At 52.2% G+C, this 13,774-nt stretch carries 11 protein-coding genes and 2 pseudogenes; 5 read left to right on the top strand and 8 right to left on the bottom strand.

Translation table 11 applies throughout. The features are described from left to right. Nucleotides 1-154 precede the first annotated feature (154 nt). From glcD to KGB29_RS07390, 4 genes are read left to right on the top strand one after another with little or no spacing between them, the layout of a single operon-like run. Nucleotides 155-1,654: a glycolate oxidase subunit GlcD gene (gene glcD / locus KGB29_RS07375; protein ID WP_223616337.1), complete on the top strand. Its 1,500-nt coding sequence runs from the start codon at nt 155-157 to the stop codon at nt 1,652-1,654. Further along, nucleotides 1,654-2,706 carry a glycolate oxidase subunit GlcE gene (gene glcE / locus KGB29_RS07380; RefSeq protein ID WP_223616338.1) on the top strand — a complete coding sequence of 351 codons (1,053 nt, stop codon included), beginning with the start codon at nt 1,654-1,656 and terminating at the stop codon, nt 2,704-2,706. The genes glcD and glcE overlap by 1 nt, the downstream gene beginning before the upstream one ends. A gap of 7 nt (nt 2,707-2,713) precedes the next feature. Then, on the top strand, nt 2,714-3,931 hold the full coding sequence (gene glcF, locus KGB29_RS07385) for a glycolate oxidase subunit GlcF (RefSeq protein ID WP_223616339.1): 1,218 nt from the start codon (nt 2,714-2,716) through the stop codon (nt 3,929-3,931). A gap of 9 nt (nt 3,932-3,940) precedes the next feature. Then, the gene (locus KGB29_RS07390; RefSeq protein WP_223616340.1) at nt 3,941-4,354 is read left to right on the top strand and encodes a heme-binding protein; all 414 of its coding nucleotides are present in this window, start codon (nt 3,941-3,943) and stop codon (nt 4,352-4,354) included. A gap of 104 nt (nt 4,355-4,458) precedes the next feature. On the opposite strand, the gene KGB29_RS07395 is transcribed toward KGB29_RS07390, so the two are convergent. After that, nucleotides 4,459-4,926 carry a 6,7-dimethyl-8-ribityllumazine synthase gene (locus tag KGB29_RS07395; protein WP_223616341.1) on the bottom strand — a complete coding sequence of 156 codons (468 nt, stop codon included), beginning with the start codon at nt 4,924-4,926 and terminating at the stop codon, nt 4,459-4,461. Nucleotides 4,927-5,162: 236 nt separating this feature from the next. On the opposite strand from KGB29_RS07395, the pseudogene KGB29_RS07400 reads away from it, so the two are divergent. After that, nucleotides 5,163-5,435 (top strand): annotated as a pseudogene (locus tag KGB29_RS07400) (IclR family transcriptional regulator C-terminal domain-containing protein); the annotation flags it as partial. A 697-nt stretch (nt 5,436-6,132) separates the two neighbouring features. On the opposite strand, the gene KGB29_RS07405 reads toward KGB29_RS07400, so the two are convergent. The 7 genes and pseudogenes from KGB29_RS07405 to KGB29_RS07430 all read right to left on the bottom strand — a co-directional run bounded on the left by KGB29_RS07405 (nt 6,133) and on the right by KGB29_RS07430 (nt 13,746). Then, nucleotides 6,133-6,927, bottom strand: coding sequence for an acetoacetate decarboxylase family protein (locus KGB29_RS07405; RefSeq protein WP_223616342.1), 795 nt, complete (start codon nt 6,925-6,927; stop codon nt 6,133-6,135). A 215-nt stretch (nt 6,928-7,142) separates the two neighbouring features. Further along, a complete protein-coding gene (locus KGB29_RS28830) occupies nt 7,143-7,847 on the bottom strand; it encodes a methyl-accepting chemotaxis protein (RefSeq protein WP_411740511.1) in 705 nt (234 codons plus the stop codon). 153 nt (nt 7,848-8,000) lie between these two features. Then, nucleotides 8,001-9,311 (bottom strand): annotated as a pseudogene (locus KGB29_RS28835) (HAMP domain-containing protein); the annotation flags it as partial. Between the two features lie 292 nt (nt 9,312-9,603). Continuing rightward, nucleotides 9,604-9,948, bottom strand: a complete 345-nt coding sequence (locus KGB29_RS07415; RefSeq protein ID WP_223616344.1) for a cupin domain-containing protein — start codon at nt 9,946-9,948, stop codon at nt 9,604-9,606. 14 nt (nt 9,949-9,962) lie between these two features. After that, nucleotides 9,963-11,348 carry an NAD(P)/FAD-dependent oxidoreductase gene (locus KGB29_RS07420; protein ID WP_223616345.1) on the bottom strand — a complete coding sequence of 462 codons (1,386 nt, stop codon included), beginning with the start codon at nt 11,346-11,348 and terminating at the stop codon, nt 9,963-9,965. Nucleotides 11,349-11,562: 214 nt separating this feature from the next. Next, nucleotides 11,563-12,333: an SDR family NAD(P)-dependent oxidoreductase gene (locus KGB29_RS07425; RefSeq protein ID WP_223616346.1), complete on the bottom strand. Its 771-nt coding sequence runs from the start codon at nt 12,331-12,333 to the stop codon at nt 11,563-11,565. A 12-nt stretch (nt 12,334-12,345) separates the two neighbouring features. Further along, complete coding sequence (locus tag KGB29_RS07430) at nt 12,346-13,746, bottom strand: APC family permease (RefSeq protein ID WP_223616347.1); 1,401 nt, start codon at nt 13,744-13,746, stop codon at nt 12,346-12,348. Nucleotides 13,747-13,774 lie beyond the last annotated feature (28 nt).

Raw genomic sequence — 13,774 nt, forward strand, 5'->3', positions numbered from 1 at the left:
TAAAGTGGTAGTACCAGTTTAAATCCACATCGACCTAGGTGTTCCCTACCTGCATTGTTGAGTTGTTCAGCTTCGCGAGCCAACACCCGATCACATCGTGCACCAACCTTCGGGAACCGGCCCAAACAACAATAAAAACTGACAAGTGAGCTTCATGAACATTCTCTATGACGAGCGCGTCGATGGCGCACTGCCGCGGCCAGACAAAGCAAAGCTGCTCGCTCAGCTTAGCGATGCCATGCCCAGTCTCGAAATCCTTCATACCCCGGAAGATCTAAGACCTTATGAATGTGATGGTCTGTCTGCTTATCGTGTTATGCCTCTGCTTGTAGTGCTTCCAGATCAAATTGATCAAGTCCAAACGATCCTTAAGCTCTGCCACTCCAATAACGTACCGGTGGTAGCTCGCGGGGCCGGAACGGGGCTTTCCGGAGGTGCACTTCCCCTGGAGCAAGGTGTCCTGCTAGTCATGGCTCGCTTCAATCGAATCATTGAGGTGAATCCGGACTCTCGGTATGCACGAGTACAACCAGGCGTGCGCAACCTTGCGATTTCCCAAGCTGCAGCCCCTCACGACCTGTATTACGCGCCCGACCCCTCCTCCCAGATTGCCTGCTCGATCGGTGGCAACGTTGCAGAAAATGCCGGTGGCGTGCATTGCTTGAAGTACGGACTCACCGTCCACAATTTGCTTCGGGTGGATATTCTCACTGCTGACGGCGAGTTCATGACGCTCGGGAGTGATGCACTTGACTCCCCTGGCTTTGATCTTCTCGCTCTTTTCACTGGCTCCGAGGGGATGCTTGGGGTTGTCACGGAGGTCACCGTCAAACTTTTACCAAAGCCACAAGTAGCGCGGGTGATGCTGGCTAGCTTCGATTCGGTGGAAATGGCGGGCCGCGCGGTCGGAGACATCATTGCGGCAGGCATTATTCCCGGCGGCCTTGAGATGATGGATAACCTATCTATCCGGGCAACAGAAGACTTCATTCATGCGGGATACCCTATCGACGCAGCAGCCATGTTGCTTTGTGAACTCGACGGGGTTGAGGCTGATGTACATGAAGATTGTGAGCGCGTTGAGCAGGTACTGAACCTGGCCGGTGCGACAAGTGTTCGCTTGGCGCGCGATGAGGCCGAACGAGCTCGATTCTGGGCTGGCCGCAAAAACGCGTTCCCGGCGGTGGGTCGGATCTCTCCAGACTACTACTGCATGGACGGAACCATTCCAAGGCGGGAACTACCGAAAGTTCTCAAAGGTATCGATGAACTCTCGAATGAGTTCGGGCTACGCGTTGCTAACGTCTTCCATGCTGGAGACGGAAACATGCACCCACTTATCCTTTTCGATGCCAATCAACCAGGCGAGCTGAATCGAGCAGAAGCACTGGGCGCCAAAATTCTTGAGCTTTGCGTTGCTGTGGGCGGAAGCATTACCGGTGAACACGGGGTAGGTCGCGAAAAGATCAACCAGATGTGTGCCCAGTTCAACAGTGACGAGATCACGCTTTTCCACGCAATTAAAAAAGCCTTCGACCCCAACGGCTTGCTCAATCCCGGCAAGAACATTCCTACGCTCAATCGATGCGCCGAATTCGGATCTATGCACATTCATCGCGGAAACCTACCCTTTCCAGAACTGGAGCGATTCTAATGGGACAAGATCACGACGACTCCACTTCGATGATGGAGCAGGTGATTTATGCGCTCAACGAACGTGTCCCGTTGCGCATCCAAGGTGGTAACACCAAAGCCAATATTGGTCGCAGAGTGGCAGGTGAGATACTCGACACGCGCGTTCACCGGGGCATCATCTCCTACGATCCGACCGAACTGGTGCTCACTGCGCGCGCCGGCACTCCACTAAAAGAAATCGAGGCGGCGCTCGAAGCAGAAAACCAAATGCTGCCTTTCGAACCTCCGCACCTTGGTCAATCCGCGACGCTGGGTGGCATGGTCGCTAGCGGGATGTCAGGGCCGCGTCGTCCGTGGGCCGGCTCCGTCCGAGATTACGTGCTGGGCACACGTATCATCACTGGCCATGGCAAGCTTCTGCGCTTCGGTGGAGAGGTGATGAAGAATGTTGCGGGCTACGATCTCTCGCGCCTGATGGCGGGGAGCTTTGGATGCTTGGGTCTGCTGACAGAGATTTCCCTCAAGGTACTTCCAAAGCCTCGACAGTGTGCCAGCGTGAAACTGGAACTGAATACACATCAAGCCCTCGCAAAACTTGCCGCCTGGGGTCAGCAACCGATCCCCATCAGCGCAGCCTCCCACGACGGTAAATTTCTCCAACTGCGTTTGGAAGGTGGTGAAGGATCGGTGAAGTCAGCCTGTGAGCGCCTAGGTGGCGAAGCGCTGGATGGCAGTTACTGGTCGAAACTGCGTGAGCGGCAGCTTCCATTCTTCGACACATCAGAACCACTCTGGCGAATCTCTGTTCCGAACAACTCTGCCGTCCTAAACCTGCCTGGTAAGCAACTGTTGGACTGGGGTGGAGCACAACGTTGGTTGGTCACTGACGAACCGGCGGAAGTTGTCCGTCTGGCTGTAACGGCGCTAGGTGGCCATGCCACTCGCTTTGGTACTCATGAGTTCCCTTTTCAGCCACTGCCTGAGCCACTGCTGCGTTACCACCAAAGGCTAAAACTGCAGCTTGATCCACAGCGCATCTTCAACCCTGGCCGCATGTACGCGGAGGTCTGAGTACGCCATGCAAACGAATTTGAGCGAACAAGCAAAACGCCACCCTCGCGCAGAGGAAGCCGAGCGCATTTTGCGGTCATGTGTGCATTGCGGATTCTGTACTGCAACCTGTCCAACTTATCAGCTTCTAGGTGATGAACTAGATGGGCCGAGAGGCCGCATCTACCTGATCAAGCAAGTGCTAGAAGGGCAAGAGGTCACCGCTAAAACACAACTCCATCTTGATCGCTGCCTGACCTGCCGTAACTGCGAAACAACCTGTCCATCGGGTGTGCAGTATCACAATCTTCTCGACATCGGGAGAGCAGTTGTCGAGGAGCAGGTACCGCGCGGAATCGGAGAGCGTTTGTTACGCGAGAGCCTGCGCGCCGTTGTCCCGCGCCCGGCTGTATTCAAGGCATTGACCATGGCAGGCCAGCTGTTCCGACCACTTCTGCCAGGAGCGCTGCAAGCCAAGTTACCGCGTCAAGCTTATCCAGCTAAAGCTCGTCCTTCCGTTCGCCATGATCGCAAGGTACTGATGCTCGAGGGCTGCGTGCAACCTTCGCTGTCCCCGAACACTAATGCTGCGGCTGCACGTGTGCTGGACAGACTCGGTATATCCGTAGTCCCCTCTCGGGAAGCAGGCTGCTGCGGCGCTGTCGACTACCATCTGAACGCTCAGGATAAAGGCCTTGATCGTGCAAAACGTAATATCGATGCGTGGTGGCCAGCCATTGAACAAGGTGCGGAAGCAATCGTTCAAACGGCTAGCGGCTGCGGCGCTTTTGTGCGGGATTACGGGCACCTGCTGAAAGACGACCCAGCTTATGCCGCAAAAGCGCAGCGGGTGACCTCACTCAGCAAAGATCTGGCCGAAATACTCAGTGCCGAACCCCTTGAGCAACTTGGCATCCAGTCGGATCTTCGCTTGGCCTTCCATTGCCCTTGCACTCTACAGCACGCCCAAAAACTCAGCGGCGCCGTGGAAAGCATCCTCGGTCGTTTCGGGTTTAGTCTCACAGAAGTACCTGATAGCCACCTGTGCTGCGGCTCAGCTGGCACCTATTCAATCACACAACCAGCTCTATCCCGCCGCCTGCGCGACAACAAACTCAACGATCTGGAAAGCGGCAATCCTGAAGTTATCGTGACCGCCAATATAGGTTGTCAAACTCACCTCGACAGTGCCGGCCGTACCCCAGTACGCCACTGGATCGAATTGGTGGAAGAAGCTCTCGCCTAGGAGAAACTCATGCAACGCAAAGCTGTTCTTGAAAGCGCTGAAATCAACCGTATTGTCACCGCTGCTCGCGAAGAGGCCCTGCGAAACAAATGGTCAGTGACTGTAGCCGTGGTTGACGACGGCGGGCATTTACTCGCTTTAGAGCGCCTTGATAACTGCGCCCCAATTTCCGCCTACATAGCAGCCGAAAAAGCTCGCACTGCAGCGCTGGGTAGGCGGGACACCAAAAACTACGAAGATATGGTCAATTCGGGACGTACGGCCTTCATTAGCGCCCCCCTACTAACTTCATTGGAGGGCGGTTTACCCTTGCTTGTAGAGGGGGTAGTTGTAGCTGCCATCGGCGTGTCGGGGGTCAAACCAGAGCAGGACGCTCAGATTGCCGCAGCTGGAGTTGCAGCGCTTTGTAGTAATCAAGCTTAGAGCTACAGTTTTTTCTGTTTACGTGCCCTCGCGTGAGCGGCAGATCGGGCAGGCCTCAATCTGTTTATGGACTATGAGGTTTCGCCCGATTCAAGCTTAAGGATCTACATAGGCCACAGCCATCCAACAACATTCTTCGGAAAGGGTAGAGAAGACATTAATTTAGAATCTTTCAATGCCGCACTCGCAGTGGCACGCCCTTTAGCTAGAAAATAATCGCAAAAATCATCATGCTGCCATGTCGCTTCTTGACCATTACGAGGGAGCAGCACGATAGGCAGAACCAACGAATCAGTATCAAGACCCACCCTCACCAATCCAGATGTTACTGCATCAGCAATATGATCCTGTCGGAAATTGATATCCTCAAGAATCATCATAGAAACAACAATCGCGTGATAATAACCGGTTTTTGCCAAATCCCTAGCTAAGGTCGGCACTGAAAATGGATCCGCTATCAAGAATGTATCAACTTGACTTTGAGGAATAACCTCACAGAAGCCTTTGAACGTTCTTTCAACAAACTCATCTTGTTCGCCGACCTTGATGAATGCATATTTATCGATTCTCATGGCACCTACCCTTTCTTCTTATCATGTGTCATACCACTGGCTGCATGACCCTTCAAGGGTGCTGAGCGCTTTCTGACACGCAAAGCTCGTAGCGCGATGTTAACGATCGGCTTGGATCAATCAGTCGAACGGAAAGCTCCCAAGGTAGCCTGCCTCACGCAAATCACGTCGAACTATCCTATATTGAATCACTGTAGAGCAGGATCTGTAACCGTGTGAATAGCTTCATGAGGCCTTTAAATACATATTCCTCACCTGCACCTCGAATTCCTCCTGAGCTACAGGCCCTGATCCTAAACGACCGCCAGCGAGGCTGGGTACTGCATCGATCCGATTACTCAACTGCAATTGCTACATCGATCAAAGACCATAAGGGGGTGGTCACTGCTGCGATCAACCTTTCAGGCCCCGATGCAATGATGGATCCTCCTGGTGTGCAGGATCAGTTCAAAAACTTGTTATTGACGTGCAGCGCAGATATCAGCCGCGAGCTGGGCTATGCCCCATAATTGGCATTCTGAAGCGCGCTGAAAACGTGAGACAAGACGCAGCTTTCTCTGTTATCACGGAAGGTAACTGATGGTTGGCGGCGTAGTAAGAAAATAGAGTGATTAAACGTCCATGCGCTTCAGGTGGACTCATGTCTTTTCGGACGAACTATTGAGGCGAAATTGGAGCGACTGACAGCGTCTCACCCGTTTTAGGTCAAGACTGCCCCAGCCTTCCCATGAACATTCGCAGTGTACTCGAAAAAGTTCTGCTGTCACTCGTGAGTCCATTCGGGATCGCCACAGTCATTAAGAGTCCGAGGCAATACTGAGACTTTCCCACCTCCAAACTACTGCTAGGTTCACGGTGACGTGCCGTGGTGGGCTAGATTGCGAACTTAGGCAAATATCTTAACGGGCTACCGACACGGACAGAGAGCCAAATAGCTGGAACACCCAGCCCATTGCGATCAACCAGGTTGCGGTAGGCCCCATTTGCCACTGTTGCACGAAATCTTCCTCTCGTTCAAAAAACTCGAGAGCGATCACTTGACCCCACACCTGTCAAGCGACGGAAACGTAGGTAGCCACGCGACACAACCGCTTGAATATCTGTGCCCTAGGCAAATTCAGCACCAAGACGACCCTATCGATCATAAAATATATCCAGGGTCAGTCGTGATGCTCATGCGCTTTTAATCACTAACAGTTTCAGTTGTTAGCGACGGACGTCAGGCCAGTCGTCGTAAAGACGGCCCATTAGGTATGGTGCATAGTCAACGCCGTCCTTACTGAGATCGACCACCTGCTCGATGATGTAAGACGTCTCGCCACCGAGATGGCCACCGTCTAGGAAGTGTCCCACCGGCACTGTTCCAACACCCGAATCGAAAGGCGAGCCTTTCAAAACGAGATCAGCGGAAACAATAGGACGGAATCGGTTGATTTTGGTTGAGTTTTTAAAGATGGCCAATTCGGGGTTGCGGATCGACCGGCCATTGACCTCGAAACCACAACGCATGTCGAAGTAGTACTCAGGGGCTTCTTCAGACCCTCCCTGCTCCTCGCCGAGCTTGGCGTCGAGGAGGATCAGATCATGGCTTTTACGCCCTGCGACACCATGGAAACCGTTACCGTCCTCGAAGTAGTCGATGAAGCCTTGCTTCTTTGGCATACCCCAAAACTCGCGACCCGTTACGATGTTGACCTCTTCGGTTTCCAGTACGGTGAGGTAGTAGCTGCCTTCCACCCCCTTATACATTGCGTTTACACCAACAATGGCTGCACGATCACGGCCCGCTCGGTTGGATACGCCATGGATCCACTCCATGAAGGAGAGGAAGCCAATGGTGACCTTGGGCTGATCTGGTACATCGAGACATGGCGGGAGAACGCTGCGAACGAATTCTGCTGTAGTCGAGAAATTCACGTAGCTATAGGAGTGATGGGTACGAATATTGTCGTAATAACGGCGATATTCTTCCAGTTGACGCTGAGTCCAGACGTAGCTCATAAGTATCCCTAATTATTATTGATGGAATTACCCGAATTAGATATTTTGCCCTAGCCTCGGTCAATCATACGTTTGGACAAAAAACAAAAGTTTTCCCATACGATGACTCAGCATCTCCTAACAAAGTATGAAACTAGACTGTTAGCCGCCTTATAAGGTGGCAAAAGTAGCAGTAACACACCTTCAAACCATTCGCGCTAAAACGCTCCAAATGATCAATATTTGAACTGCTGAATCAACTTCTTTTGCTGAGCGCTTAGCAGGGTCATAGCCTCACTTGCCTCTGCGGTATGCTTCGCCTCTTTGGCCACTTCAGCAACAGCGAGGCTGATACTTTCGATGTTCTTACTGATGTCTTCCGCAACCATGCTCTGTTCTTCTGCAGCGCTGGCAATCTGGATGTTCATGTCCGAGATCAACAGGACTGCCTCAGTGATTGCACTGAGGGCAGTTGCTGTACCTTCAGCATGCCGAACGCTCTCGCTCATGCGCTTGCTACTGCGATCCATGGCATGCACAACTTCATGGATCCCAACGTTGAGCTTTTCGATCATCGTATGGATCTCCAGGGTGGAGCTCTGGGTCTTCATTGCAAGGTTGCGAACCTCATCGGCGACGACGGCAAACCCTCGTCCCTGCTCACCGGCTCGCGCTGCCTCAATCGCAGCGTTGAGGGCCAGAAGGTTCGTCTGTTCGGCGATAGATCGAATGGTGTTCAGGATCTGGTTGATGTCTTCACTGTCGGTGGCGAGGGCTTGAACCGTCTCTGAAGCATGCAGTAGGTCATCATGAAGCATTTGCGTCGTCTTGGTACTAGCCTCAACCACCGTCTGACCCGACTGCACAAAGCGATCTGCATCGCCGGCGGCTTCCGCCGCCTTCGCCGCGCTACGTGAGACTTCTTGCGCAGTAGAGGTCATCTCTTGGGCGGCGGTCGCGATAAGCTCGATTGCGGATAACTGGCGCTGCACTTTCGTGTCTGTCAGGGTAGAGTTTTCTCGTGTTTTTTCGGAGGCATCGGCGATGTCTCCCGACAGGGCTGCAATCTGACTTACCAGAAGCCGAAGTTTGCTCAGAAAGCTGTTGAATCCAGTGCCAATGTCACCGAGTTCATCTGATCGCCCTATGCTCAACTCTCTTGTCAAATCACCCTCTCCACCTGCAATGTCACGGAGTCGGATCGCAGTTTCCCTCAAAGGCCTTCCTACTCCGAAGCTAATCAGCCAGAGTAAGAACACTCCTACGGCTGTCACTAAGGCCCCCCCAATTCCCATGAAACGAAGGCTGGACTGGGTATTAGATAAAAGAGACGCTTGAAGCTCCCTAGCCTGGTTCATGACCACACTTAAAGGCACCTTTACTAGGAGATTCCAGAACACACCTGTATCAGCAACGCTGATAGGGATGACCAAACGCACCGTGTCATTTGCTTCATCCACTTCGTATTTAGGAGCTCGATCACCAGCGGCCTGTACAAGCAAAAGGTCGCCCGGGGTCAGTGACACGGAGGAAAGCTCACCAAGCTCATTAGGCGCCTGAGTACTGGCCACGTAACGCCCATTACTGGAAAGCAAGCTCATACTTCCCACCCCGGCATACAGGCTGTGATTACTGGTCTCTAGCAAATTCTGAATAAAGCTAAGAGCATAATCGACGCCCGTAATGCCCTCGAATTTGCCGTTGACAAAAATGGGGACTGTAAATGATGTCAATAAAACTTTGCTGCCATCTGTTAAATCATAAGCAGCAGGGTCGATTACGCAGTTTTTCTTGGTCTCCTTCGCACAAAGATAATACTCTCCCTCACGCACCCCGGTTGGTAGACGATTTTGACTTTCTACTGTCGGGGCCGGTTCCACCAGAATTTCTTGCGCCTTACTTCGATACCACGAAGGCATGAATCGGCCTGTTCCATCATAGCCATCTGAACTTCTTCCAGCATATCTAATATCCGATGAACCAAAGGCATTTGGCTCCCATATAACATAGACACTCAATATCTGAGGACTGGCAATCAAAGTTTCGCGAATTAAGTTAGACAGCTGCTCTCGAGACACACTTAATAGCGGATTCCCATCAGCATCGACCTTTCCGATAGACATGTTAACGACCGCTAATTGTTGCGCAACTTGAAGCGCAGATTGGAGCCTGGCTCCTATTTCAAGTGCCTTCGCCTGCCCAAGGCTTGTTAACTCCGCCTGTGTACGGGCAGCCGCCTGCGTATCAGTTGACTCGCGCACAAACTCATTGCTGTTCTCAGTAGTGAAATAACTGATACCCAGAAGCGTCACGCTGATAAAAAGCATGGCGCATCCCGCCTGAACAACAAAAAATGTCTGTATGGATTTAAACTTCATTCTGACATGACTCCAGCAGGGGTTCATAAGGACACCCGAGGATATGATTTGGTTTTCAGCAAACGGGCACCGCCATCTGCAACGTTATTGTTATTTCAAACCCTTCAGTACGCAGGTACTCGGCAACAGCATCACAAGCAGCAGGAAAATCGATGAATTAGAAAAAATCAGTCCCTCCCTGGTAGCGTATCCAGCCCGAGAAAACTCCGTTCTAGAATGTCCGACTTAATATGTGCGAAAAAAAGCCGCCCTCGTGGGCGGCAAAAATTCCGGTTGGTTAGGCCGGAGACAAGCGTGGGGCAATGAACACACCCGTAAATCAAGGCATGATCAAAAAACTTTTTCGAACAGTCTCGCGAACATCCCATTCGCCATGGCAGTTCGCGGGGAACAGAATCGCATCGCCGGCACGGAGCTCGATGGGCTCCCCATCATCAGGAATAAAGAAGCAGTGGCCAGCGACAAAATGACTGAACTCACGCGAAAGCACTTGGCGGCGCCACCTGCCTGGTGTGCACTCCCAAATCCCAGTCAGCAACTGGCTTGGCCCTTCTACCGAATGGGTAGACGTCTCGGAGACCAAATCGCCAAAAGGTTGTGTGACAGGTTTAGAGTCAGGGAGCAGAAAAGCTTCGACGTTCGAAAGAAGAATTGGTTGAGTCATCATCTACTCCAGCATCAAAGGGTTTTGTCTTCAAGGCCCGACGGAGCGAGGCTTGCGAGCTTGCGATCCAACCATGCGGGATTTTCATCCTCAGCTTCGGCGGCTTCTTTACGCTGAACAGCACCACGAACCATCAAGCCACCAAAATAGCGGAACGGCTCCGGAGGGAATCGCTTAGGCTCACGCCCCACGAGACCGCAGCGACTCCACTCATCGTCTAATCCAAGAGCCAAACTTGCCAAAATCCGCCCGCCAAGGCGGCTCGGGCCGACGCCGTTTCCACTCCAGCCAATACCGTAGAAAATGTGAGGCGAGCCATCTAAATGACCGAAGACAGGCAGACTGTCGTAGGTACGATCGATCGGGCCGCACCAGGAGTGAGTGATTGGCACATCGTTTAGCTGCGGATAAGTACGTCGAAAATCGCGTTCCGTATCTTCGCTGAGGTTTGGATTGTCGTCATATCCGCCATCCACACGGCTGGCGAAACTGATCATCCCGGTGCCCTTACCAAACGCGATTCGACCATCCTGCGTGGTACGGTAGTAGTCAACCATCAGCTGAGAGTCAGTGATCGCCTCCCCCCCAGTCCAACCGATTCTTTCCAAACGATCCGGAATTGGCGCGGTGGCAACGATGGTACTCGTAACAGGCAGAATCGTCCGGCGTAGCTCAGGGATCTCGGCAGACCAAGCGTTATGTGCAAGCACGACACGGGTAGCGGCAATCGAACCGTTGGGCGTCTGTAGCAAGGCAGGAGATGAACGCTCGAAATTACTCATGGGGGTATTCTCAAAAATCTTGATACCCTTTTCTAGTGCGACTCGGCGCATGCCGCGAACCAGCCTTGCGGGTTGCACAGTGGCGTTGCTTACCTCCAACACACCCTCAAGATGCTTTCCTGAGCCCGCACGGCGAGCAACTTCATTGTTGGATAGTGGTAGAAACACAGACTCGCCGAGGCGCTGGCACGTTTTCACCACATCCTTCCAGGCACCACGTTGAGCATTGGTGGTGGCTGTCCACAGCCAACCTGCGCGGCGGAAGTGCGCATCAATATTATGCTTAATGCAGAACTGCTCGATTTCGCCAATTGCGGCAGCAGAGGCTCGAGCCAATCGCACCGCCTCATCTTTGCCACATTGCGCCGACAAGGAGCTGATCTTTGGCCACCACGACATGACGAAGCCACCGTTGCGACCGGAAGCACCACCACCGCAAATGTCGCGTTCGATGATAATCACCTTGCACTTAGGATCTAGCTCGACAATCTGCAGCGCCGTCCATAGGCCTACGAATCCACCACCAACGATGGCGACATCCGCCACATGATTACCCTCCAACGAAGGCAAAGGAGTCAGCTCGGAGGAAATCTCCTCCAACCACAGCGAACGCTTCATTTTATTAGCCTGTTCGTGAATCTATCGGTATGTCTACTTTCAGCCGACGAACACAATCATTCAATTGTGAATTAGCCAGAAAATAAAGACTCGACTCATACGATGATATGAGTTTTTCATATTTAAATAAAAATAATAAAAAAGTCGCAAATGCTAATTCGGGTAAATCAGCATTTGCGATGCACAACTGTGCAAAACGTGCATCTAACGAAACTTAAACTAGAGGGCTAAAATGGCCCGCTGTTGCGCCACCGTCCAACGAATATATAGCACCGTTGGTATATGAAGCGTCATCGGAGGCCAAGTGCAGGATCACTTTAGCCACTTCATCAGGCCGAGCAAAACGCCCCAGCGGAACTTCCTTTGCATAGGACTTCATTTCAGCTTCAGGATCACTGGAATCGGAAAGCAGAGCATCCATCATCGGTGTAAGCACGAAACCCGGGCACACCGCATTCGAGCGGATGCCCAACGGGCCGTAATCCAGTGCCAGGCAGCGCACCAGGCCGAGAACACCGTGCTTTGAGGCGCAATAGGCCGCATAAACAGAAGCCCCACGCACAGAGGCATCGGAACCCACTGCTATAAACGAGCCCTTTCCTTGTTTGAGGAAGATGGTCATCGCAGACTTCGCAGTAAGCCATACACCTTTAAGGTTGATATCTACGATAAAATCCCAGTCTTCTTCGCTTTGCTCATGTACCGCGCTTGTTTTTGCCACACCTGCGCAAGCAGCTACAGCGTGGAGATTGAGCCCAGTAGACCTTACGTATTTGAACGCCTCAGCAACCTGCACCTCGTCTCGAACATCCAAGTCCACAGCATGAAAACGATCAGCAGCTATGAACGATTTCGTCTTCTGCAGACTCGCCTCGGAAAGATCGAGACCAACTACAAAATGGCCTTGCTTAGAGAATGCAATGGCGGTGGCCTGACCAATGCCAGACCCAGCTCCGGTTACCACCACAACGGACTGTTTATCCATAAATAACCCACCTCAAATTTTATTTTTATTCAGTACATCCACTACACTGAACACGATAAAGGCAGCAACTGTGAGCGCCACCATTACATAAGGCAGCGCACCAAAAACCCCACCTGGATCAGAGGCAAAGTTATAAACCAAGAGCGCAATAAAAACGAACACACCAATTGAAATCACACCTATCTTAATCAGCTCCCTCTTGCCATCAAGGATTACTTCCTTAATTGCCCCAACACCAAGTAGCACATACGGGGCAATCCAGAACAGCGAATACAGCGTTGACAAGTAAGCAGTAGATTGTAGCGGTGGCGACTCTGCCAGCATTTGTAACGCGACAGGGATAAACGCTGCAGCAACACCCATTAGCACAGTAGAACCAGTTGGTGAACCAAACTTAGGATGAATGCGGGAAAACACCTGGGGAATGAAACGGTCAACAGCAGCAGTGGCAAACACCCGACTTCCGTAATTCATGAACGCCACTAAACTGGCGAACGTGGCAGCACCAAGAAGAAAATCAATCGGCATCTGCAGAAACTCAAGACCAGCAGCAGTAGCCAAGATCTGGGTCGGCGAGTCCCCATTCACAAGCGCGGTCAAATGCTCCGCCATCAGGGGCGCACTCAGGATCAAAATTGCAACGAAGCTGAGACCAGTGATGAGCAACACGTTACGTAGAAGTAACGGAACGTTCTTTTTTGGGGCATCTGTTTCGGCTGCTAGAGCTGCCAAAGCATCACAGCCTACGAAGTAGGCCAAAGCCACAATTGTGCCTTCCGCCAGACGAGCTAACGATACGCCGTCCAAGCTCAACTGAGCATTGAGATCAACACCCGTATTCATGGCAGCGACGATAGTTACCAGTGCAAGCAAAGGCACCGGCAGGAAAGACAACCAGGCTGTCACAGAGATCGAGGCATCTAGCCCACGCCAAGTCAGAATCCCTGCCAGCAGCGAAATCACGACCGCTGTAACAGCCTGAAACCATCCGGCCAGAGCAAACTCCACGCCGAGTGTATGCAGCAAACTGCTGCTGAACGTAACAAAGCAAGCCGAGAGAGCCGCGCATACCACTAAAAAGCCAACGAGATATGAAGCTGCAACGACCCGCTGAGGCAACCTTCCAAGCGCTATACCCACGTATGAAAGAAGCGATCCGGTCACAACGTATTTTCGGGCAAATACGTTAACAGCTGCCGTCATGCAAAGGGCTGCCAGGAGAGCGAGCGCCATGGCGAGCCAGGAACCGTACCCCGCATATAAGGGAATCGAACCGGCAGCAATGGCGGCGCTTGGCCCCAACTGCTGACCCGAGAGCCCCAACATAGTCACCCGCGTTAATGAAACTTTCTGCGCTGGAATCGCAATGCGCTCAGCGTCAACTCCAACACTATCGAGCTCTATCGTTTTCATTATTATTTTCTCATGACATGTTTAGAAG

This window comes from Pseudomonas sp. BF-B-30, assembly GCF_019956305.1.
Classification (GTDB): domain Bacteria; phylum Pseudomonadota; class Gammaproteobacteria; order Pseudomonadales; family Pseudomonadaceae; genus Aquipseudomonas; species Aquipseudomonas jessenii.